The organism is Nonomuraea sp. NPDC049400 (assembly GCF_044466425.1).
GTDB lineage: Bacteria > Actinomycetota > Actinomycetes > Streptosporangiales > Streptosporangiaceae > Nonomuraea.
On record NZ_JBITMP010000008.1, the window covers coordinates 211,298 to 233,522 of the forward strand.

General features: G+C 70.1%; 17 protein-coding genes. 15 read left to right on the forward strand and 2 right to left on the reverse strand.

What is annotated here, in order from left to right; genetic code table 11:
• The first annotated feature begins 87 nt into the window (after window positions 1-87).
• The 7 genes from ACIBVN_RS14665 (at window position 88) to ACIBVN_RS14695 (ending at window position 7,883) form a co-directional block, all read left to right on the forward strand.
• Window positions 88-1,011 (forward strand): SDR family NAD(P)-dependent oxidoreductase, encoded by a 924-nt coding sequence (locus ACIBVN_RS14665; protein ID WP_397136368.1) that lies wholly within the window; start codon window positions 88-90, stop codon window positions 1,009-1,011.
• Between the two features lie 229 nt (window positions 1,012-1,240).
• Window positions 1,241-1,591, forward strand: coding sequence for a bifunctional 3-phenylpropionate/cinnamic acid dioxygenase ferredoxin subunit (locus ACIBVN_RS14670; RefSeq protein WP_397136370.1), 351 nt, complete (start codon window positions 1,241-1,243; stop codon window positions 1,589-1,591).
• Window positions 1,588-2,775 carry an NAD(P)/FAD-dependent oxidoreductase gene (locus tag ACIBVN_RS14675; RefSeq protein WP_397136372.1) on the forward strand — a complete coding sequence of 396 codons (1,188 nt, stop codon included), beginning with the start codon at window positions 1,588-1,590 and terminating at the stop codon, window positions 2,773-2,775. Before ACIBVN_RS14670 ends, ACIBVN_RS14675 begins: the two co-directional genes overlap by 4 nt.
• Window positions 2,776-2,791: 16 nt before the next feature.
• Window positions 2,792-3,877 carry an S-(hydroxymethyl)mycothiol dehydrogenase gene (locus ACIBVN_RS14680; protein WP_397136374.1) on the forward strand — a complete coding sequence of 362 codons (1,086 nt, stop codon included), beginning with the start codon at window positions 2,792-2,794 and terminating at the stop codon, window positions 3,875-3,877.
• Window positions 3,877-4,500 carry an MBL fold metallo-hydrolase gene (locus ACIBVN_RS14685; RefSeq protein WP_397136376.1) on the forward strand — a complete coding sequence of 208 codons (624 nt, stop codon included), beginning with the start codon at window positions 3,877-3,879 and terminating at the stop codon, window positions 4,498-4,500. Before ACIBVN_RS14680 ends, ACIBVN_RS14685 begins: the two co-directional genes overlap by 1 nt.
• Before the next feature lie 30 nt (window positions 4,501-4,530).
• Window positions 4,531-5,637, forward strand: coding sequence for an aromatic ring-hydroxylating dioxygenase subunit alpha (locus ACIBVN_RS14690; RefSeq protein WP_397136378.1), 1,107 nt, complete (start codon window positions 4,531-4,533; stop codon window positions 5,635-5,637).
• 2 nt (window positions 5,638-5,639) lie between these two features.
• On the forward strand, window positions 5,640-7,883 hold the full coding sequence (locus tag ACIBVN_RS14695) for an FdhF/YdeP family oxidoreductase (RefSeq protein ID WP_397136380.1): 2,244 nt from the start codon (window positions 5,640-5,642) through the stop codon (window positions 7,881-7,883).
• On the opposite strand, the gene ACIBVN_RS14700 is transcribed toward ACIBVN_RS14695, so the two are convergent.
• Window positions 7,855-8,628, reverse strand: coding sequence for an IclR family transcriptional regulator (locus tag ACIBVN_RS14700; RefSeq protein ID WP_397136382.1), 774 nt, complete (start codon window positions 8,626-8,628; stop codon window positions 7,855-7,857). The genes ACIBVN_RS14695 and ACIBVN_RS14700 overlap by 29 nt on opposite strands.
• A 130-nt stretch (window positions 8,629-8,758) precedes the next feature.
• On the opposite strand from ACIBVN_RS14700, the gene betA reads away from it, so the two are divergent.
• The gene (gene betA / locus ACIBVN_RS14705) at window positions 8,759-10,396 is read left to right on the forward strand and encodes a choline dehydrogenase (protein WP_397136384.1); all 1,638 of its coding nucleotides are present in this window, start codon (window positions 8,759-8,761) and stop codon (window positions 10,394-10,396) included.
• Window positions 10,397-10,456: 60 nt separating this feature from the next.
• On the opposite strand, the gene purU is transcribed toward betA, so the two are convergent.
• Window positions 10,457-11,308: a formyltetrahydrofolate deformylase gene (gene purU / locus ACIBVN_RS14710; RefSeq protein ID WP_397136386.1), complete on the reverse strand. Its 852-nt coding sequence runs from the start codon at window positions 11,306-11,308 to the stop codon at window positions 10,457-10,459.
• Window positions 11,309-11,547: 239 nt separating this feature from the next.
• Between purU and ACIBVN_RS14715 the strand changes: the two genes are divergently transcribed.
• The 7 genes from ACIBVN_RS14715 (at window position 11,548) to ACIBVN_RS14745 (ending at window position 22,214) form a co-directional block, all read left to right on the forward strand.
• Window positions 11,548-13,008: an aldehyde dehydrogenase family protein gene (locus tag ACIBVN_RS14715; protein ID WP_397136388.1), complete on the forward strand. Its 1,461-nt coding sequence runs from the start codon at window positions 11,548-11,550 to the stop codon at window positions 13,006-13,008.
• A gap of 24 nt (window positions 13,009-13,032) precedes the next feature.
• Entirely contained in the window at window positions 13,033-14,091 is a 1,059-nt protein-coding gene (locus ACIBVN_RS14720; RefSeq protein WP_397136390.1) for a glycine betaine/L-proline ABC transporter ATP-binding protein, read from the forward strand.
• A 41-nt stretch (window positions 14,092-14,132) separates the two neighbouring features.
• Window positions 14,133-16,100: an ABC transporter permease gene (locus ACIBVN_RS14725; RefSeq protein ID WP_397136392.1), complete on the forward strand. Its 1,968-nt coding sequence runs from the start codon at window positions 14,133-14,135 to the stop codon at window positions 16,098-16,100.
• 48 nt (window positions 16,101-16,148) lie between these two features.
• Entirely contained in the window at window positions 16,149-17,132 is a 984-nt protein-coding gene (locus ACIBVN_RS14730) for an ABC transporter substrate-binding protein (RefSeq protein WP_397136394.1), read from the forward strand.
• A 180-nt stretch (window positions 17,133-17,312) separates the two neighbouring features.
• On the forward strand, window positions 17,313-19,715 hold the full coding sequence (locus ACIBVN_RS14735; protein WP_397136396.1) for an FAD-dependent oxidoreductase: 2,403 nt from the start codon (window positions 17,313-17,315) through the stop codon (window positions 19,713-19,715).
• Between the two features lie 13 nt (window positions 19,716-19,728).
• Window positions 19,729-20,985 (forward strand): serine hydroxymethyltransferase, encoded by a 1,257-nt coding sequence (glyA, locus tag ACIBVN_RS14740; protein ID WP_397136398.1) that lies wholly within the window; start codon window positions 19,729-19,731, stop codon window positions 20,983-20,985.
• Entirely contained in the window at window positions 20,982-22,214 is a 1,233-nt protein-coding gene (locus ACIBVN_RS14745; RefSeq protein WP_397136400.1) for a sarcosine oxidase subunit beta family protein, read from the forward strand. The genes glyA and ACIBVN_RS14745 overlap by 4 nt, the downstream gene beginning before the upstream one ends.
• Window positions 22,215-22,225: the final 11 nt, after the last annotated feature.

The following is a 22,225-nucleotide window of genomic DNA, read 5'->3' on the forward strand; positions in this document are numbered from 1 at the left end:
CGGCCCTGGGTGGCGGTGGCGAGAGCGACGAACGTGGTGCGGTGCGCCCAGCCGGGCCCCATCGGCTTGACCAACGGAGGAGCTCCCATGCAGTCCACCATCGTGATGACGGGCGCAACCCGCGGGATCGGCCGTGTCGCCGCCGAGTGCATTCTGCGCGAATCACCGGACGCGCATCTCCTCAGCGTCGCCCGCGGATCCGTCGGTGTTCGGCCGGCCGCGGAGCTCGGCGCGGGTGGGCACGCGGTCTCGCATGTCGAGGCGGACCTCGGCTCCCTCGCGAGCGTCCACTCGGCCGCCGTCGAGATCCGGGACCGGCTCGACCGCGGTGACCTGCCACCCCTGCGCGGTTTTGTGGGCAACGCGGGCATACAGCACACGAACGCGCTCACCGAGGGGCCCGACGGGTTCGAGTCCACATTCACGGTCAACGTGCTCGCCAACCATCTGTTCGTCCGCCTGCTCGAGGACCGCTTCGCCGCTCCCGCCCGGATCGTCATCACCGCCAGCGACACCCATTTCGGCGACTTCAAGCACAACATGGGCATGGTCCCCGGGCCGGTCTGGCGGTCGCCGGAAGTCCTCGCCCGCGCGGGAGCCTTCGCCAAGCCGGACACAGCGGCCGGCGGGCGGACCGCGTACTCGACGAGCAAGCTGGCCGCCATCTACCTCGTCCACGAGTACGCGCGCCGCCTGCCGGCCGGGATCGACGTCGTCGCCTACAACCCGGGGTTCGTGCCCGGCACCGGCCTCGCCCGCCACGCGGGCCCCCTCGCCCGGTTCGCGATGCGTCGAATCCTGCCGGTGATGACCCTCACGCCGTTCGCGACCAGCCGCCGCGCGGCGGGACGCCACCTCGCCGACGTCGTCCTCGGCACGACCAAGGCACCGACCGGGTCCTACGTCGACCGGGGCCGGGTGGCCCGCTCATCGCAGGAGTCGTACGACCCGCGGCGCGAAGGCGAGCTCTGGGACGCCGTCGAACGGTTCACCGCGGCCTACACCGCCTGAGCTGCGGAGGCAAAGGTCCACGTCGCCGGGGCCCGCAGCAGCGGACGGTGAATCACCTCGGGTTCGGCGGTGACCAGTGCACGCTTCATCGCGGAGACGGGGAAAGCGTGACGTGCTTACCGTCACCACCACGAAGCAGACAAATCATGCTTGACATCTGCATTCCATACCCTCACGCTGTTGCGTATAGCGCTTGATGTTTCTCTTTGTGAAACGGGGTGTGCACTCGATGATTCCAGCGTGCCCTCTGGCGGCTCTGCCGCGAGGCGAGGCCCTCCGGGTCGAGGCCGATCCACCCATCGCGGTGTTCCACACCGAGGACGGCGAGATCTACGCCATCGACGACACCTGCACCCACCAGGACGCCTCGCTGGCCGACGGCTGGCTCGAGGGCTGCGAGATCGAGTGCCCCCTGCACGCATCGCGCTTCGACCTCAGGACCGGCGAGGTGGACGCGCCGCCCGCCAAGCGTCCGGTCCGCACGCACCGCGTGGTGGTCGAGGACGACGTCATCTTCGTCGTGCCGTCCGACGCCGAGCCCAACCTGCCTCCCGGCGTGACCCTGAAGGGACAGGCGTGAGAAGCGTCTGCGTCGTCGGCGCCTCGCTCGCCGGGCTGCTGACCGCCCGCGCGCTGCGCGCCCGGGGTTACGACGGCCGTCTGGTCCTCGTCGGCGAGGAGGCCCACCGGCCCTACGACCGTCCCCCGCTGTCCAAGGACTTTCTCAAGGGCGCGCTGGACGAGACCGACCTGGCCTTGGAGTCCGACGGCGAGGACCTCGACGCCGAATGGCGGCTCGGCGTGGCCGCCATCGGGCTGGACGCCACCACCCGCCGCGTCACGCTGAGCGATGGCAGTGATGTCGAGGCCGACGGTGTCGTCATCGCGACCGGCGCCTCGGCCCGCCGGCTCCCCGGCACGGAGGGCCTGGCCGGGGTCCACACCCTGCGCACTCTGGACGACGCCCGCGCCCTGCGACACGACCTGGCCGGCGCGAAGCGGATCGTCGTCATCGGCGGTGGTTTCATCGGCACCGAGGTCGCCGCCACGGCCTGCGATCTGGGCCTGGAGGTCACGCTCGTGGACTCGGGCAGGACCCCACTGGCGGGCGTGGTCGGAGTCCGGATGGCCGAGGCCATCGCGGCCCTCCACGCGAAGCGCGGCGTCCGGCTGCTGCGTGGCGCGAGGGTGGCGGCGTTGACGGGCGAGGATCGAGTCACCGGGGTGCGGCTGGCCGACGGCGCCTTCCTGCCCGCGGACGTGGTCGTCGTCGGAATCGGCGCCGTGCCCAACGTCGCCTGGCTGGAGCGCAGCGGTCTGCTGCTGGACGACGGGGTGATCTGCGACGAGGGCGGTCAGGTCGTTCACGCGCAGGACGGCGGCACGCCGGTGCCGGGCATCGTCGCGGTCGGCGACTGTGCGGCCTGGTTCGACCCGGCGCTCGGCAGGCACGATCGGTGCGAGCACTGGACCGGCGCGCGCCTGCGGGCCGCCGTCGCGGCGGAGACGCTGCTGTCAGGCGGCGCCACCCGGCCCGCGCGGCCGCGGCCCGCCTACATCTGGTCCGACCAGTTCGATGTGAAGATCCAGTTCGTCGGGCGGGCCCACCACGCCGACACGGTCGTGGTGGAGGAGGGCGACCCTGCCGATCACAGCTTCCTCGCCGTATACCGGCAGGGCGAGCGGCCGGTGGCCGTGCTGGGCGTCAACCAGGTCCGCCTCTTCTCCCGCTGGCGCCGTCAGCTGGAGACCGCGACGGTTTGAAACCAGGAGTGAATCAATGGCTCATGAAGTACGCGGCGTGGTCGCGACGGGCAAGGGCAAGCCGGTCGGCCTGGAGACGATCCTCGTCCCCGACCCCGGCCCGGGGGAAGCGCTGGTGAAGGTGCTCGCCTGCGGCGTCTGCCACACCGACCTGCACTACCGGGAGGGCGGGATCAGCGACGACTTCCCGTTCCTGCTCGGCCACGAGGCGTCGGGCGTGGTGGAGGCCGTCGGCACGGGCGTCACCGATGTCGCGCCCGGCGACTTCGTCATCCTCAACTGGCGCGCGGTGTGCGGGTCATGCCGGTCATGCCTGCGCGGCCGGCCCCAATACTGCTTCGCCACGCACAACGCCGTGCAGAAGATGACGCTGACCGACGGCACCCCGCTGAGCCCGGCGCTCGGCATCGGCGCGTTCGCCGAGAAGACGCTGGTGGCCGCGGGCCAGTGCACCAAGGTCGATCCGGCCGCCTCCCCCGCGGCGGCGGGCCTGCTCGGATGCGGCGTGATGGCGGGTCTCGGCGCGGCGGTCAACACGGGAGCGGTCAGCCGCGGCGATTCGGTCGCGGTCATCGGCTGCGGCGGCGTCGGCAACGCGGCGATCGCCGGAGCGCGGCTGGCCGGCGCCACCACGATCATCGCGGTGGACGTGGACGGCAGGAAGCTGGAGTGGGCGCGCGGCTTCGGCGCCACGCACACGGTGAACGCCAAGGAGGCCGACCCGGTCGCGGCGATCAGGGAGCTGACCGAGGGCAACGGCGCCGATGTGGTGATCGACGCCGTGGGCCGTCCCGAGACGTTCAAGCAGGCGTTCTACGCGCGCGACCTGGCGGGCACCGCGGTGCTCGTAGGCGTGCCCACCCCGGAGATGACCCTCGAGCTGCCTCTCCTGGACGTGTTCGGCCGCGGCGGGGCCCTCAAGTCCAGCTGGTACGGCGACTGCCTGCCGAGCCGCGACTTCCCCTTGCTGGTCTCCCTCTACCTCCAGGGCCGTTTCGATCTGGACGCCTTCGTCACGGAAACCATCGGCCTGGACGGCGTCGAGGAGGCCTTCGCGAAGATGCACCACGGCGACGTGCTGCGTTCTGTGGTGGTGCTCTAATGAGCGTCGAGCGCCTGGTCACCTCGGGTACGTTCAGCCTGGACGGGGGCACCTGGGAGGTCGACAACAACGTCTGGCTGCTGAGCGACGGCGACCAGGTGCTGGTCATCGACCCTGCCCACGACGCCGCCGCCATCGCCGAGGCCGTCGGCGAACGCCGGGTCGTGGGGATCGTGTGCACGCACGCGCACGACGACCATGTGAACGCGGCGCCCGCTCTGGCAGCCCTCACCGGCGCGCCCGTCCTGCTGCACCCCGGCGACGAGGTGCTGTGGAAGCTGACGCACCCGGTGGCCACGCCGGACGGGGCACTGGCGGACGGGCAGATCCTGCGCGTCGGCGGCACGGCCGTGCACGTGCTGCACACGCCGGGGCACGCACCCGGCGCCGTCTGCCTCTACGTGCCCACGCTGGGTGTTCTGTTCTCCGGTGACACACTCTTCCGCGGCGGCCCCGGCGCCACGGGCAGGTCGTTCAGCGACTTCCCGACGATCATCAAGTCGATCAGCACAACGCTCCTCACACTGCCCGGCGAGACGGCGGTGCACACCGGGCACGGTGACGACACCACCATCGGAGCCGAGGCTCCGCAGCTCGAGGACTGGATCCGCCGAGGACACTGACCCGGCCCGCACCCCCACAGGAGTAGTCCCGTGACCACGTCAAGCGTGATCCCCACCCTCCCCGGTCGCTACTACGTCGACCCGGAGATCTTCGCCCTGGAGCAGAAGAACATCTTCGAGTCGATGTGGTTCTGCGCGGTGCGCTCGTCCGACCTGGGCAAGCCGGGGGCGTTCAAGACCGTGCAGGTCGGCGCCGAGAGCATCCTCGTCACCAGGGCGAGGGACGGGTCGGTGCGCGCGTTCTTCAACGTCTGCCGCCATCGCGGCGCCACCATCCGCACGGAGGAGTCCGGCGAGGTCAAGCGGGCGTTCCAGTGCCCGTACCACGCGTGGACCTACGACCTGGAGGGCAAGCTCGTCGCCGCGCCCAACCTGACCAAGATGGCCGACCTGGACCGGGTCGAGTACGGCCTGGTCAAGGTGCACGTGCGGGAGTGGCTCGGCTACGTGTGGGTCTGCCTGGCCGACGATCCGCCCTCCTTCGAGGACGACGTGCTCGGCGCGGTCACCGAGCGCCTCGGCTCGCTGGACCTGATCGACAACTACGACGTGCCGAACCTCCAGGTCGGACGGCGGATCGTGTACGACGTCCAGGCCAACTGGAAACTCATCATCGAGAACTTCATGGAGTGCTATCACTGCGCCACGATCCACCCAGAGCTGACCGAGGTGCTGCCCGAGTTCGCCGACGGCTACGCGGCACAGTACTTCGTCGGCCACGGCGCCGAGTTCGGCGAGGAGATCCAGGGCTTCACCGTCGACGGGTCCGCCGGGCTCGACCGCATCCCCGGGGTGAGCGAGGAGCAGGACAGGCGCTACTACGCGATCACCATCAAGCCGCAGGTCTTCGTCAACCTGGTGCCCGACCACGTGATCCTGCACCGGATGTTCCCGCTGGCCGTCGACCGCACGGTGATCGAGTGCGACTGGCTCTACCTGCCCGGCGTGGTGGCGAGCGGCAAGGACCTGGACAAGTCGGTCGAGCTCTTCCACCGCGTCAACCAGCAGGACTTCGAGGCGTGCGAGCGTACCCAACCGCGGATGAGCTCGCGCACGTACGCCAAGGGCGGCGTGCTGGTGCCGAGCGAGCACCACATCGGCGCCTTCCACGAGTGGGTACAGAACCGGATCGGCTGAGCATGGCGGACGAGGACGAGGGGCTCCGGGTCGGCTCCCCCAAGGACTGGGCGGGCGGGCTGCCCGCGGTGGGACACGCCATGCGGATGGCCTATCGGCAGATGGGCGCCGGCCGCACCGTCCTCACCCTGTTGCGGGTCAACCAGAAGAACGGCTTCGACTGCCCGGGCTGCGCCTGGCCGGAGGGCGAGCATCGCAGCCCGGCGGAGTTCTGCGAGAACGGCGCCAAGGCGGTCGCCGAGGAGGCCACGACGCGGCGGCTGACCCGCGACTTCTTCGCCGCCCACCCGGTCGGCGAGCTGGCCGGGATGAGCGACTACTGGCTGGGGCAGCAGGGCCGGCTCACCGAGCCCATGTACAAGGCCGCGGGCTCGGACCGCTACCGGCCCGTCGGCTGGGCGGAGGCGTTCCGGATCATCGCGGAGGAGCTGCGCGCCCTCGACAGCCCTGACGAGGCCGTGTTCTACACCTCCGGCCGCACGTCCAACGAGGCGGCCTTCGCCTACCAGTTGCTCGTGCGCCGCTTCGGCACCAACAACCTGCCGGACTGCTCCAACATGTGTCACGAGTCGAGCGGCTCGGCGCTCACCGAGACGCTGGGCATCGGCAAGGGCACGGTCACGCTGGAGGACCTGCACCGCGCCGAGCTCATCTTCGTGGTGGGGCAGAACCCCGGCACCAACCATCCACGCATGCTGAGCGCCCTGGAGCGGGCCAAGCGCGGCGGAGCGCGGATCATCGCGGTCAACCCGCTGCCGGAGGCCGGGCTGCTGCGGTTCAAGAACCCGCAGCGGCCCTCCGGGCTGGGCTCAGGCACCGCGCTCGCAGACCGCTTCCTGCAGATCCGGCTCAACGGCGACATGGCGCTCTTCCAGGCGCTGTCGCTGCTGCTGCTCGACTCGGCCGACAGGGAGTTCGTCGACGAGCACACGCACGGCTTCGAGGAGTGGCGGCGGCACCTGACCGCCCTCGACTGGGCGGACGTGCTGGAGGCGACCGGGCTGTCCAGGGCCGAGCTGGAGGAGACGGCCGAGGAGGTCCGCGGCGCGCGCTCGGTCGTCGTGTGCTGGGCCATGGGTCTGACCCAGCACCGCAACTCCGTGGCGACGATCAGGGAGGTGGTCAACTTCCTGCTGCTGCGCGGCAACGTCGGCCGGCCGGGTGCGGGCGTGTGTCCGGTGCGCGGGCACTCCAACGTTCAGGGCGACCGCACCATGGGGATCTACGAGAAGCCGTCGGCGGAGTTCCTGGACGCGCTGGAGGCGGAGTTCGGCTTCGCCCCGCCGCGCCACCACGGGCTGGACACCGTGGAGGCCATCCGCGCGATGCGCGACGGCGCGGTCAAGGTGTTCTTGGGGATGGGCGGCAACTTCGTCAGGGCCACACCGGACAGCGAGGTCACCGAGGCGGCGCTGCGCCGTACCCGGCTGACCGTGCAGGTGTCCACCAAGCTCAACCGCTCCCACGCCGTCTGCGGCGAGCAGGCGCTCATCCTGCCGGCGCTCGGCCGCACCGAGCGCGACGCCGCGGGCTACGTGACGGTGGAGGACTCGATGGGCCTGGTCCACGCGTCCAAGGGCCGGCTGGGGCCCGCCTCGCCGAGCCTGCTGTCGGAGACGGCCATCGTGTGCGGGCTGGCTCGCGAGCTGTTCGGCGACGACCCGCGCGTGCCCTGGGACCGGTTCGCGCGCGACTACGGCGCGATCAGGGACCGCATCGCCCGGGTGGTTCCCGGCTTCACCGACTTCAACGCGCGGGCCGAGGCCGGCTTCGCGCTGCCCAACGCGCCCAGGGACGAACGCCGGTTCCCCACCGCGACCGGCCGGGCCAACTTCACCGTCAACCGGCTGGAGGTGCTGCGGGTGCCACCGGGACGGCTGCTGCTGCAGACGGTCCGCAGCCACGACCAGTACAACACCACGATCTACGGCCTGGACGACCGCTACCGCGGGGTCAAGGCGGGCCGCCGCGTCCTCTTCGTCCACCCCGACGATCTGGCGGAGCGCGACCTGGCCGACGGGGACGTGGTGGATCTGATCAGCGAGTGGCCCGACGGCGAGCGCAAGGCGAAGGGCTTCAGGGTGATCTCCTACCCGACGGCGCGCGGGTGCTGCGCGGCCTACTTCCCCGAGACCAACGTGCTGGTGCCGCTGGACTCGGTGGCCGAGACGTCCAACACCCCGACGTCGAAGAGCGTCGTGGTGCGGCTGGCGCGGGCTAGCCCGAGTAGCCGAGCCGCGCGCTGATCTCGTCGGCGCCGCTGATGAGGACGGAGGCGAGCTCGTGCATGCGCTCGGCGTCGAAGCGGTAGGCGGGCCCGGAGACGCTCACCGCCGCCACGACGTCCCCGTGGTAGGAGCGGATGGGCGCCGCTATGGTGTTCAGCCCGTCCTCCAGCTCCTCCAGGCAGTAGGCATAGCCCCTCTTCCTGGTCTCGGCGAGCTGCTTCTCCAGCTCGGCCACGTCGGTGACGGTCCGGCTCGTGAGCGGCTCCAGCGGCCCCTCCGACAGCAGCTTCGCCCGCTGCCCGTCGTCGAGGTGGGCCAGGAGCACCTTGCCGCTGGAGGTGGCGTGGAGCGGGGTGAGCTGGCCGACCCAGTTGTAGGCGGTGACGGCGGACGGCCCGCGCACCTGGTCCAGGTTGACCGCGTAGGAGGAGCGGAGCACGGCGATGTTCACGGTCTCACCGATCTCCTCGGCCAGCCGCTGGCAGATGGGACGGCTGCGCCGGCCGAGGTCCATCTGGGTGTTGACGCCTCCGGCCAGGCGGATGATGCCGAAGCCCAGACGGTACTTGCCCCGGTCCTCCGCCTGCTCGACCAGGCCGCGCGCCTCCAGGGCGCCGAGCAACCGGAAGGCGGTGGATTTGTGCACCTCGATCTCGGCGGCCACCTCGCTGACGCCGGCCTCACCCCGGCGGGAGAGGATCTCCAGGACGCTGATCGCTCGGTCGACCGATTGCACGCCCCCGCTGCCGGACTCGTTGCTCATAGCGAAACTCTAAGTGCTCTAAGGAACTCACGCGACCCGAAGCACCAAAAAAGATCTGTTGTTGCGAGTAGTGCAACGAAATGCGCATAACGCTACGATTCCCTGAAACGCGCGAGCGAGACGAGGCAACATGACGTCACAGCAGTACGACTTCGTCATCGTCGGAGGCGGCTCGGCGGGCTGTGCCCTGGCGAACCGGCTCTCCGCAGATCCGGGCACGCAAGTGCTGGTGCTCGAGGCAGGCCGGTCCGACTACCCCTGGGACGTCTTCATCCACATGCCGGCGGCGCTCCCCTTCCCGATCGGCAACCGCTTCTACGACTGGCAGTACGAGTCCGAGCCCGAGCCGCACATGCACGGCCGCCGGATCTACCACGCGCGCGGGAAGGTGCTGGGCGGTTCGAGCAGCATCAACGGCATGATCTTCCAGCGCGGCAACCCGATGGACTACGAGCGCTGGGGCGCCGATCCCGGGATGAAGACCTGGGACTACGCCCATTGCCTGCCCTACTTCAAGCGCATGGAGAACTGCCTGGCCGACCCCGGCACCCCTTGGCGGGGCCACGAGGGACCGCTGGCGCTGGAGCGGGGGGCGGCGAGCACGCCGCTCTTCACGGCCTTCTTCGAGGCGGTGCAGCAGGCCGGCTACCCGCTGACCGATGACGTCAACGGCTACCGCCAGGAGGGCTTCGCCCGCTTCGACCGCAACATCCGGCGGGGTCGCAGGCTCAGCGCGGCCAGGGCGTACCTGCACCCGGTGATGAAGCGGCCGAACCTCACGGTGCGGACGCGGACGTTCGTGACGCGGATCCTCTTCGAGGGCAAGCGGGCCGTCGGCGTCGAGTACGACGGCGGGACCGTGCGAGCGGGAGAGGTCATCCTGTGCGGCGGCGCGATCAACTCGCCGCAGCTCCTCCAGCTGTCCGGGGTCGGCGACGCCGACGAGCTGCGCGCACTCGGCGTCGACGTCGTGCACCACTTGCCGGGCGTGGGCGAGAACCTGCAGGACCACCTGGAGGTCTACATCCAGCACGGGTGCGGCAAGCCCGTCTCGATGCAGCCGAACCTGCAGAAGTGGCGTCATCCATGGATCGGGGCCCAGTGGTTGTTCCTGCGCCAGGGGCCGGGTGCGACCAACCATTTCGAGGCCGGCGGCTTCGTGCGCAGCAACGACGACGTCGACTACCCCAATCTCATGTTCCACTTCCTGCCGATCGCGGTGCGCTACGACGGCTCCGCGCCCGCGGGCGGGCACGGCTACCAGGTGCACGTCGGCCCCATGTACTCGGACGCCCGCGGCTCCGTGAAGATCAAGAGCATCGACCCGCGGCGAAAGCCCGCCCTGCGCTTCAACTACCTGTCCACCGAGCAGGACCGGCGCGAGTGGGTGGAGGCCGTACGGGTGACCCGGAGCATCCTCGGCCAGCCCGCGCTGGCCGAGTACAGCACCGGGGAGTTGTCACCGGGGCCCTCCGTCGAGACGGACGAGGAGATCCTGGACTGGGTGGCCAAGGACGGCGAGACGGCGCTGCACCCCTCCTGCACGGCCCGGATGGGCGTCGACGAGATGTCCGTGCTCGACCCCGAGAGCATGCGCGTGCACGGCGTGGACGGGCTGCGGGTGGTGGACGCCTCAGCCATGCCGTACGTGACGAACGGCAACATCTACGCGCCGGTCATGATGCTGGCGGAGAAGGCGGCCGACCTGATCCTCGGCAACACTCCCCTGCCGCCGGAGACGACCGAGTTCTACCGGCACCGCTCCTAGACAACAACGGAGGCGGCGGGGACTCCCCCACCGCCTCCAACCACCTCAAAAACCGAAATATCAGCGGAAGACGACCGTACGGTCGCCGTTGAGCAGCACCCGCTGCTCGCTGTGCCACTTCACCGCCCTGGCGAGCACCTGAGCCTCGACGTCCCTGCCGACGGCGACCAGGTCCTCGGGGTCCAGCTCGTGGTCCACCCTGGCCACGTCCTGCTCGATGATGGGCCCCTCGTCCAGGTCCGCCGTGACATAGTGCGCCGTCGCCCCGATGAGCTTCACGCCCCGCTCGTGCGCCTGGTGGTACGGCTTGGCGCCCTTGAAGCCCGGCAGGAAGGAGTGGTGGATGTTGATCGCCCGCCCCTCCAGGCGTTTGCACATGTCGTCCGACAGGACCTGCATGTAGCGGGCGAGCACCACCAGGTCCGCTTCGTACTCGGCGACCAGCTGCAGCACCGTGGCCTCGGCCTCGGCCTTGCCGTCCGGCGTCACGGGCACGTGGTGGAAGGGGACGCCGTAGGAGGCGGCCATCGGCTCCAGGTCCGGGTGATTGGAGACGACCGCGGGTATCTCGATGTTCAGGCCGCCGACCCGGCACCGGAAGAGCAGGTCGTTCATGCAGTGACCGAACTTCGACACCATGATCAGCGTACGGATGGGCATGGCCGCGTCCCTGAGCTGCCAGCTCATCTGGAAGGACTCCGCGACGTACGAGAAGCCCGCACGCAGCTCCTCCAGCCCGTCCTGGGAGGCGAAGTGCACGCGCATGAAGAAGCCGCCACCCTTGCGGTCGTTGAACTGCTTGCTCTGCAGCATGTTCCCACCGTGCTGGATGAGGAAGCTGCTCACCGCGTAGACGATGCCCGGCTTGTCGGCACAGGAGACGGTGAGGATGAACTCGCGCCCAGGAGCCATCGCCCCTCCCTTGGGGTTGCACATTACGCAATTTGGTGTTCTATACGCAACAGCGTGAACCGAGAGGAGCCGGTCCGTCAAGACGGGAACTACTGTCCAACCAAGGGGGAAACTTCATCACAACGTATGGTTTCGACCAGTGATTCCCCCAGGGCCTTGACGAACCCCCAGCAACCGGTCAATCCTGTTCCCCATTGAGCACTAGTTTGCGCAATGCGCAACGATTTGAGGTGTGCCGGATGACCGACCTCTACATCGATGGCACGTGGACGAGGCCGATCGCCGGCGGGCGGCGGCACATCCACTCGCCGGCCGACGGCCGCCTGGTGGCCACGGTCGCGGAGGCCACAGCGGCCGACACCGTGACCGCGATCGGGGCCGCCCGGCACGCCTTCGACGCGGGCCCCTGGCCGCAGACCCCGGCCCGCGAGCGCGGCGCGCTGCTCTACAGGGTAGCTGACCTGCTGGAACGCGACCGCCACGAGTTCGCCAGGGCCGAGTCGGGCGACACCGGCAAGCGGCTCGTGGAGAGCGAGTACGACGTCGACGACTCCATCGCCAGCCTGCGCTACTTCGCCGGGGTGGCCGGCACCCACGCGGGGCGGGTGATCGACACCGGCCGCGACGACGCGATCAGCCGCATCGTCCACGAGCCCGTCGGCGTCTGCGGCCTGATCACGCCGTGGAACTACCCGCTGCTGCAGGCGACGTGGAAGGTCGCCCCCGCGCTCGCCGCCGGCAACACCTTCGTGCTCAAGCCCAGCGAGCTCACACCCAGCACCTCGATCCTGTTGATGCGTGCTCTGGAGGAGGCGGGCCTGCCCGCGGGCGTGGCCAACCTGGTGCTCGGCCCGGGCCCCGAGGCGGGTGCGCCGCTCGCCGAGCACCCCGCCGTGGACCTGGTGTCGTTCACCGGCGGCGTGGCCACGGGCCGGCGGATCATGGCGAGCGCCGCGTCCACCGTCAAGCGCGTGGCGCTCGAGCTGGGCGGCAAGAACCCCAACATCGTCTTCGCCGACGCCGACGTCGAGACCGCGGTCGACTTCGCCCTCACCGCGGTGTTCCTGCACTCGGGCCAGGTCTGCTCGGCCGGCGCCCGCCTCCTCGTCGAGGACTCGCTGCACGACGTCTTCGTCGACGAGGTGGTACGGCGGGCGGAGCTGATCCGCCTGGGCGGCCCCTTCGACCCGGACGCGCACACCGGCCCGCTGATCTCCGCGGCGCACCTGGCCAAGGTCGAGGAGTACGTGGCGACGGGCCTGGCCGAGGGCGCCGTCCTGCGCTGTGGCGGCCACCGCGTGGCGGGCGACGGCTTCTTCTACCGCCCCACCGTGCTCGACGAGTGCAAGCAGGGCATGCGCGTGGTGCGGGAGGAGTCCTTCGGCCCGGTGCTCACCGTCGAGCGCTTCACCACCGAGGACGAGGCCGTGCGCCTCGCCAACGACACCGAGTACGGCCTGGCCGGCGCGGTCTGGACCCAGGACGCCGGCAAGGCGCAACGGGTGACGGGCCGGCTGCGGCACGGCACGGTGTGGATCAACGACTACCACCCCTACGTGCCGCAGGCCGAGTGGGGTGGCTTCAAGCAGTCAGGCATCGGCCGTGAGCTCGGGCCCACCGGCCTGGACGAGTACCGCGAGATCAAGCATGTCTGGCAGAACATCCGCCCACGCCCCCAGCGGTGGTTCCCAGCGAACTAACGCCCTGACGACCAAGAGGTGGTCATGACCGCACCGTCACTGACCGAACGCACTCCGCTCGGCACCGAGACACCCCCCATCCTCGAGGTGAAGGGGCTCTGGAAGGTGTTCGGGCCCAAGGCTGACCGCGTCGTCGGCAGCACGCTCAGTCGCATGGAGCTGAAAGAGCAGACCGGATGCGTCGCCGCCGTCCGCGACGTGTCCTTCTCGGTACGGCGGGGCGAGGTGTTCGTGGTCATGGGCCTGTCCGGCTCGGGCAAGTCCACCCTGGTCCGCTGCCTCACCAGGCTGATCGAGCCGACGGCCGGCGAGATCCTGCTCGACGGCGACGACGTCCGCAAGGCCGACGAGAAGCGGCTGCGGGAGCTGCGCAGGCACCGCATGGCCATGGTCTTCCAGCACTTCGGACTGCTGCCGCACCGGTGCGTGCTGGACAACGTCGCCTTCGGGCTGGAGATCCGCGGCGTGCCCAAGCAGGACCGCTATGTCAGGGCGCGCGAGGTCGTCGAGCTGGTGGGCCTGACCGACTTCGAGAACTGCTATCCCGACCAGCTCTCCGGGGGCATGCAGCAGCGCGTCGGCCTGGCCCGCGCGCTGGCCGCCGACCCGGAGGTGCTGATGTTCGACGAGCCGTTCTCCGCGCTCGACCCGCTGATCAGGCGCGAGATGCAGAACGAGGTCATCCGCCTGCACCACGAGGTCGGCAAGACCATGATCTTCATCACGCACGACCTGAGCGAGGCGCTCAAGCTGGGCGACCGCATCCTCATCATGCGCGACGGAGAGCTCGTCCAGATGGGCACGCCCGACGAGGTCGTGGGCGCGCCGGCCGACGACTATGTGAAGGACTTCGTCAGCGACGTACCGCGTTCCCACGTGCTGACGCTGCGCTGGATCATGCGCGAGGCGCGGCCCGACGAGCCCCTGGACGGCCCCGAGCTGGGCCCCGACGTGGTCATCCGGGACGCGGTGCACAGCGTGATGTCGGCCGACCGGCCGGTCCGCGTGACTGAGAACGGCGCCCTGCTGGGCGTGGTCACCAGTGCGGAGATCCTGGAGGTCATCGCGGGAGGGCAGTCCTGATGGCGCCGGTGACGGGCCCGGCGACAAGCGCTGTGACAGCGGTGACCACGCGGCTGCGCGGCCGCAAGTACCTGCTGCTGGCGGTGCTCGCGGTCTGGGTACTGGGGTGGGCGCTGCTGAACGGGCGCGACACGCAGCAGCTCGGCGGCGCCGAGCTGACGCCGCTGCACAGCACGCTCAACGAGGCCATGGACGCCATCGACGACGGCAGGAACAGCAATCCGTTCTTCCTCTACTTCGTCAACTACATCCGGCTCTTCCTCGACCAGGCCGTGACGCTCGTCCAGGCGCTGATCAGCCAGCCGTCCTTCGGGCGCCCGGTCCCCGTGCTGGGCTGGCTGGGCGTGACGGGCCTGGCGACCGCGATCGCCCTGCTGTACGGCAACAGGAAGTCGGCGCTGCTCACGGCGGCGGGCCTGATCTCCTTCGGGCTGCTCGGGCTGTGGGAGGAGAGCATGAACACGCTCGCCCTCACGCTCACCGCGGTGGCGTTGTCGCTGGCCGTCGGCATCCCGCTCGGGATATGGGCGGGGATGAGCAACCGCTTCCACCGGCTGGTCACCCCGGTGCTGGACTTCATGCAGACGATGCCGACGTTCGTCTACCTGGCGCCGCTCACGCTCTTCTTCCTCATCGGCCCGGCCAGCGCGACGGTCGCCACGATGATCTACGCGGTCCCACCTGCCATCCGCATCACCGCCCACGGCATCCGCCAGGTCTCGCCCGACACCCTCGAAGCGGGGGCCTCGCTGGGCGCCACCACCGCCCAGTCGCTACGGCTCGTACGGCTGCCGATGGCCAAGCAGACGATCATCGTCGGGGTGAACCAGACGATCATGGCCGCCCTGTCCATGGCCACCATCGCGGCGCTCATCGACGCGCCGGGCCTGGGCAAGACAGTGCTGAAGGCGCTGCAGACCCTGGACGTGGGCACCGCGTTCAACGCGGGCCTGGCCATCGTCATCATGGCGGTGGTGCTCGACCGGGTGACCTCGGCGGCCAGCCGCCGGGTGGAGGCCGAGCGCAGGGCGGGCCGGCTGCTCACTCCCGGAGCTCGGCGGCTGCAGGTGACGGGCGTGCTCGGTGTCGCCGCGGTGCTGGGCTATCTGTCGTACACCTATGTCTGGGCGGCGGAGTTCCCGGTGCAGGCCAACGTCGGCCCCTACGTGCGCCGCGCCGCCGACGGGGCGAGCGCCTGGGCGCAGGACAGCCTGGTCGGCTTCACCGACGCGGTCAAGAACCTGCTCACCAACGGGCTGCTCAACCCGTTCGAGTCGCTGCTGACCGGCTCTCCGTGGTGGCTGGTCTTCGCCGTGATCGTGGCCGTGGCCCTGCTGGTGGGCAACGCGCGGGCGGCCCTGGCGACCGCGGTCGGCCTGGCGGCGCTGGTCCTGCTCGGGCTCTGGCAGGACAGCATGGTCACGCTGGCCTCGACCCTGGTCGCGACGATCCTGGTGATGGTGCTCGGCCTGGTGCTGGGGGTGTGGATGGGCCGCAGCGACCGGGCCGAGACCGTGCTGCGCCCCGTGCTCGACGCCGGCCAGACCATGCCCCACTTCGTCTACCTGGTGCCGCTCCTGGGCCTGTTCGGCCCGACGCGGTTCACCGCGATCACCGCGGCCGTGGTCTTCGCGGCGCCCGTCGCGATCAAGCTGGTGGCCGAGGGCATCAGGCGGGTCTCCCCCACCACGGTCGAGGCCGCCACCTCGGCGGGGGCGAGCACCTGGCAGCTCATCTCCAAGGTCCAGCTGCCGATGGCCCGCAGCGGCGTGACACTGGCGGCGAGCCAGGGACTCATCTACGTGCTCTCGATGGTCGTCGTAGGCGGCCTCGTGGGAGCGGGGGCGCTCGGCTACGACGTCGTGGCCGGATTCTCGCAGCACCAGCTCAGAGGAAAGGGGCTGGCCGCCGGGCTCGCGATCGTCGTGCTCGGCATCGTGCTCGACCGCATCATGCGCGCCGCCACAGAGCGCGCCGACGCGGCCGCTCACAGGGGGCAACCGCACTAGTAACCGACACGGGCCCGTGCCGGCCCGCGGAACCATCAGGAGGACCACGTGACGAATTCAAGAAGCGGGAGGATCCGGGCGCTTGTCCTGGTAACCGGCATGGGCCTCCTTCTCAACGCCTGCGCGGGAGCCAAGGTCGGCGAGACCCAGGCTGCCGCCGGCGGTGGCGGCAGCGCGAAGGCGTGCGGGACCCTCAACCTCGCGATCAACCCGTGGGTGGGCTACGAGGCCAACGCGGCGGTGATCGCCCACGTGGCCGAGAAGAACCTGGGCTGCAAGGTCGTGAAGAAGGACCTCAAGGAAGAGGTGGCCTGGCAGGGCTTCGGCACCGGCGAGGTCGACGCGGTCGTGGAGAACTGGGGCCACCCCGACCTGAAGAAGAAGTACATCGAGGACCAGAAGGTCGCCGTCGACGCGGGGCCGACCGGGAACAAGGGCACCATCGGCTGGTACGTGCCGCCGTGGATGGCCGAGAAGTACCCCGACATCACCGACTGGAAGAACCTCAACAAGTACGCCGACCTGTTCAAGACCTCCGAGTCGGGCGGCAAGGGTCAACTGCTCGACGGTGACCCGTCGTACGTCACCAACGACGAGGCCCTGGTCAAGAACCTCAAGCTGAACTTCAAAGTCGTCACCGGCGGCAGCGAGGCGGCTCTGATCACCTCGTTCCGGCAGGCCGAGGCGCAGAAGAAGCCGCTGCTCGCCTACTTCTACGACCCGCAGTGGTTCTGGGCGGAGATGAAACTGGTCCGCGTCAACCTGCCCGCGTACACCGAGGGCTGCGACGCCGATCCGGCCAAGGTGGCCTGCGACTACCCGCCGTACGTGCTCGACAAGATAGTGAGCAAGAAGTTCGCCGACTCCGGCAGTCCCGCCTTCCAGCTGGTCAAGAACTTCACCTGGACCAACGATGACCAGAACCTCGTGGCGAAGTACATCTCCGAGGACAAGATGACCGCCGACGAGGCGGCCGCCAAGTGGGTGGCCGACAACCCGGACAAGGTCAAGGCCTGGCTGCCCACGAGCTGACCTACGTGAGCGAACCCGGCCCGATCGCGCCCCGCGGTCGGGCCGGGTTCGCGCGCGTTCAGCGATCCGGCCAGAGCGTACGGAATTAGACAGAACGCCTCTTGACACCCGCAACCCCGCAAGCGACGCTTGTTGCGGAAAGCGCGTTGGGTTGCATATTTCGCAACAACGGAGGTGGCTATGACGGGCCCGAGAGTCGTCATCATCGGGGCCGGCGTGGTCGGCGCGGCACTCGCCGACGAGCTGTCGGCCCGCGGCTGGACCGACGTCACAGTGGTCGACCAGGGAGACGTCCCCGAGACGGGCGGCTCCTCCTCGCACGCTCCCGGCCTGGTCTTCCAGACGAACGGCTCGAAGACCATGACCCAGATGGCCCGTTACACCGTGGAGAAGTTCGTCGAGCTGGACAGTTTCCACCAGGTGGGCGGGCTCGAGGTGGCCACCACGCCAGAGCGCCTCGCCGAGCTGCGCCGCCGCCACGGCTGGGCGGTGTCGTGGGGTCTGGAGGCGCACCTGCTCTCCCCCGCCGAGTGCGTGGCCAGGCACTCGCTCCTGGACCCCGGCAGGGTGCTCGGCGGCCTGTTCATCCCCACCGACGGGCTGGCCAAGGCGGTCAAGGCGGTGAACGCGCAGCTCGTCAGGGCGATGGAGCGCGGAGTGCGGGTCCTGGCCAGGCACGAGGTGCTGGACATCAGGACCGAGGACGACCGGGTCACCGCGGTGGTCACCGACCAGGGCGAGATCCCCGCCGACGTGGTGGTCTGCTGCGCCGGGATCTGGGGGCCGCGCGTGGCCAGGATGGTCGGGATGGAGCTGCCGCTCACGCCGGTGGCCCACCAGCTGGCATGGACCGGGCAGATCCCCGACCTGGCCGGGCAGACCGAGGAGGCGACCAGGCCCATCCTGCGCCACCAGGACGCCGATCTGTACTACCGGGAACGGTACGACACGCTGGGCATCGGCTACTACGGTCATCGGCCGATGCCGATCAGCCCCGACGAGATCCTCTCGGTCGACGCCGCCGAGGTCATGCCGTCGGTGCTGACCTTCACGCCCGACGACTTCGCCGACGCCTGGACCGAGACCCGGAGCCTGCTGCCCGCCACGCAGTCGGCCAAGGTGGAGGAGGGCATCAACGGGCTGTTCTCGTTCACGACCGACCACATGCCGCTGATGGGCGAGTCGCGGGACGTGAAGGGCTTCTGGGTGGCGGAGGCGGTCTGGGTCACCCACTCCGCGGGGGTCGGCATGGCCATGGCCGAGTGGCTGGTCGACGGCCACTGCTCCTCCTTCGACCTGCACGAATGCGACGTCAACCGGTTCGAGCCGCACCAGCTCGCGCCTGACTACGTGCTGGAGCGCGGCTGCCAGAACTACGTCGAGGTCTACGACATCATCCACCCGCTGCAGCCCATGGAGCACCCGCGCCCGCTGCGGACCAGCCCGTTCCACGCCCGCCAGCAGGAGCTCGGCGCGATCTTCCTGGAGGCCTCCGGCTGGGAGCGGCCGCAGTGGTACGGCGCCAACGCCCCACTGCTGCGGGGCCGCGACATCCCCGAGCCCGGAGACTGGGCGGCGCAGTACTGGTCGCCCATCGTGGGCGCGGAAGCGCAGGCCACCCGGGAATCCGTCGCGATGTACGACATGACCGCGCTCAAGCGCCTGGAGGTCAGCGGCCCGGGCGCCGTGGGCTTCCTGCAGTCCCTGGTGACAGGCGACGTGGACAAGTCCGTCGGCTCCGTGACGTACTGCCTGCTCCTCGACACCGACGGCGGCATCCGCAGCGACATCACCGTCGCGCGCCTGGGGCCCGAGCTGTTCCAGCTCGGCGCCAACGGCAACCTCGACCTCGACTGGCTGGACCGGCGGCGGCCGCGTGACGTGCACGTCCGGGACATCACCGCGGGCACCTGCTGCGTGGGCGTGTGGGGGCCGCGTGCCCGCGACCTCGTCCAGCCGCTGACCGGCATCGACCTGACCGCGCTGCGCTACTTCCGCGGCGCCCGCGGCTACATCCGCAACGTGCCCGTCACCATGCTGCGCCTGTCGTACGTCGGCGAGCTGGGCTGGGAGATCTACACCACCGCCGACCTGGGACTCAAGCTCTGGGACACGCTGTGGGAGGCCGGGCAGGAGCACGGCGTGCTCGCCGGCGGCCGCGGCGCCTTCACCAGCCTGCGCCTGGAGAAGGGCTACCGGTCCTTCGGCACGGACATGACCTTCGAGCATGACCCGTACGAGGCCGGGCTCGGCTTCGCCGTCAAGCTGGACAAGGGAGACTTCGTCGGCCGCGACGCTCTGCTGGAGCGCAAGGAGTCGGTGCGCCGCCGGCTCACGTGCCTGCTCACCGACGAGCTCGTCATGGGCAAGGAGCCCGTCTACGACGGCGACGGCGCCGTCGGCTACGTCACCAGCGCCGCCTACGGATACACGATCGGCAGCGGCATCGCCTACGCCTGGCTGCCCGCCTCCCTGGCGACCCCGGGCCAGGAGCTCACCATCGGCTACTTCGACCGGAGAGTACGCGCCGTCGTCGCCGAGGAACCGCTCTTCGACCCCACGATGCAGCGGCTGCGCGGTTAGGAAAGGACGTCACATGATCGACACCCCGCTGGACGTGGTCGACCCGGAGATCCACGCGGCCATCGACGCCGAGCTGGCCCGCCAGCGCTCGACGCTGGAGATGATCGCCTCCGAGAACTTCGCGCCCGTCGCCGTCATGGCGGCGCAGGGCTCGGTGCTCACCAACAAGTACGCCGAGGGCTACCCGGGCCGGCGGTACTACGGCGGCTGCGAGCACGTGGACGTGATCGAGCAGATCGCCCTCGACCGGGTGAAGTCACTCTTCGGCGCCGAAGCGGCCAACGTGCAGCCGCACTCCGGCGCCCAGGCCAACGCCGCGGCCATGGCCGCCCTGCTCGAACCCGGCGACACCATTCTCGGCCTCGACCTGGCCCACGGCGGCCACCTCACGCACGGCATGCGGATCAACTTCTCCGGCCGCCTTTACCACGTAATCGCCTACCACGTGCGCGAGAGCGATCACCTGGTGGACATGGAGGAGGTCGAGCGGCTAGCCCGCGAGCACCGGCCCAAGCTGATCATCGCCGGCTGGTCGGCCTACCCCCGCCACCTGGACTTCGCGGCCTTCAGAAGGATCGCCGACGAGGTGGGCGCCTACCTCATGGTCGACATGGCGCACTTCGCCGGCCTGGTGGCCGCGGGCCTGCACCCCTCCCCCGTGCCGCATGCCCACGTCGTCACCACCACCACGCACAAGACCCTCGGCGGGCCGCGCGGCGGTGTGATCCTTTCCACGGACGACCTCATCAAGAAGATCAACTCGTCGGTCTTCCCCGGCCAGCAGGGCGGGCCGCTGGAGCACGTCATCGCGGCGAAGGCCGTCGCGTTCAAGATCGCCGCGGCGGACGGGTTCCGCGACCGTCAGCGGCGCACGCTGGAGGGCGCGAGGATCCTCGCCGACCGGCTGCTCGCGCCCGACGCCGCCGAGGCCGGCGTGAAGGTGCTGACCGGCGGCACCGACGTGCACCTCGTCCTGGTCGACCTGCGCGAGTCGGAGCTGGACGGCAAACAGGCCGAGGACCGGCTGCACGCCGCCGGGATCACGGTGAACAGGAACGCGGTGCCGTTCGACCCGCGCCCGCCGATGGTCACCTCCGGCCTGCGGATCGGCACGCCCGCGCTGGCCGCGCGCGGGTTCGGCCCCGGCGACTTCGGCGAGGTGGCCGACATCATCGTGAACGCGCTCTTGCCCGAGCCCGACCTGTCCTTCCTGCGCGGCAGGGTCGAGGCCCTGGCCGGCAAGCACCCGCTCTACGGAGGCGTCCGATGAGCCCGCGCACCCCGGGCGCCGACCTGCCCGAGCACCCCGACCGGCTGTGGAGCGCGGCCGAGCCCAAGGCGTCCTACGATGTGGTGATCGTCGGAGGCGGCGGGCACGGCCTGGCCACCGCCTACTACCTGGCCAGGAACCATGGCATCACCAATGTCGCCGTGCTGGAGCGGGGCTGGCTCGCGGGCGGCAACATGGCCCGCAACACCACCATCATCCGCTCCAACTACCTGTGGGACGAGAGCGCCGGCATCTACGAGCACGCGTTGAAGCTGTGGGAGGGGCTGGAGGAGGAGCTCGACTACCCGCTGCTGTTCAGCCAGCGCGGCGTGCTCAACCTCGCGCACAGCCTCCAGGACGTCCGCGACAGCGTGCGGCGGGTCGAGGCCAACCGGCTCAACGGCGTGGACGCCGAGTGGCTGGACCCCCAGCAGGTCAAGGAGGTCTGCCCGATCGTCAACGTCTCCCCCGACGTCCGCTACCCGGTGCTGGGCGCCACCTTCCAGCCCAGGGCCGGGATCGCCAAGCACGACCACGTCGCGTGGGGGCTGGCCAGGGCGGCCGCGGCGCTCGGCGTCGAGTTCGTCGAACACTGCGAGGTCACCGGACTGCGGGTGAGCGAGGGCCGGGTGACCGGCGTGGAGACCACCCGCGGCACCATCGCGGCCGGCCGCGTGGCGCTGTGCGCCGCCGGCCACACCTCGGTCGTGGCCGCCACGGCGGGGATCGACCTGCCTCTGCAGAGCCACCCCCTCCAGGCACTGGTCTCGGAGCTGCTGGAGCCCGTGCACCCCACGGTCGTCATGTCCAACGCCGTGCACGTGTACGTCAGCCAGGCGCACAAGGGCGAGCTCGTCATGGGGGCAGGCATCGACGCGGCCAACTCCTACCGCCAGCGCGGCGCCTTCCACATCATCGAACGGCAGATGGCCGCGGCCCTGGAGCTGTTCCCCGTCTTCGCCCGGGCGCACGTGCTGCGCACCTGGGGCGGTGTGGTGGACGTCTCTCCGGACGCGTCACCGATCATGGGCCTCACCCCGGTCGAGGGCCTCTACCTCAACTGCGGCTGGGGCACCGGCGGCTTCAAGGCGACGCCGGGCGTGGGCTGGTGCTTCGCCCACACCGTGGCCAACGACGAGCCGCACCCGCTCAACGCTCCCTTCTCCCTTGACCGTTTCGTCACCGGGGCGCTCGTCGACGAGCACGGCGCCGCCGCGGTCGCGCACTGAGGAAACGCCAC